The 606-nt window shown below is 46.0% G+C and carries 1 protein-coding gene; it reads right to left on the bottom strand.

Annotated elements, in window-relative coordinates; translation table 11 throughout:
- The coding region (locus MM214_RS18960) for an Ig-like domain-containing protein (protein WP_241297747.1) at positions 1-606 on the bottom strand (606 nt) is incomplete at both ends.

Genomic DNA, 606 nt, shown 5'->3' with positions numbered 1-606 from the left:
CTTCATCTGCACTTAGGGTAGTGATTTCGATAACCTGCCCTTGCTCGAATACTTGTTGATCTTCTGGTGTGATGATGCTGATTGTTGGAGAAACATTGGCTGCTGGAGCTTCCTCGATTGTTATGTAAACAGGAGTAGAAACCGTCCCAGCCCCTTCATTGTCTGTGGCAATAGCTGTGATGTAATGATTGCCTAGAGGTGCATTGTCCCAGTTGAAGGTAAAAGGCTCAGCCTCCACATTTGCGATCAATAGATCATCTGCATAGAAATCTACCTTCACGACTTCACCATCTTCATCCGCACTTAAGGTAGTGATCTCGATTACTTGCCCTTGCTCGAATACCTGCTGATCTGTTGGGGTGATGATGCTGATTGTTGGGGAAACATTCACAGCAGGAGCTTCAGGAGTAGCAGGAGAAGCAGGAGTTTCAGGGATTTCAGGAGCTTCCTCGACTGTTATGAAAATAGGAGTAGAAACTGTCGCAGCCCCTTCATTGTCTGTGGCAATAGCTGTGATGTAATGATTGCCCAGAGGTGCATTGTCCCAGTTGAAGGTAAATGGCTCAGCCTCCACACTTGCGATTAAAAGGTCATCTGCATAGAAAT

This window comes from Belliella kenyensis, from assembly GCF_022549675.1.
Lineage (GTDB): Bacteria > Bacteroidota > Bacteroidia > Cytophagales > Cyclobacteriaceae > Belliella > Belliella kenyensis.
The sequence above is the reverse complement of the archived record's forward strand: the minus strand, read 5'-3'. Positions and strand labels throughout refer to the sequence as shown.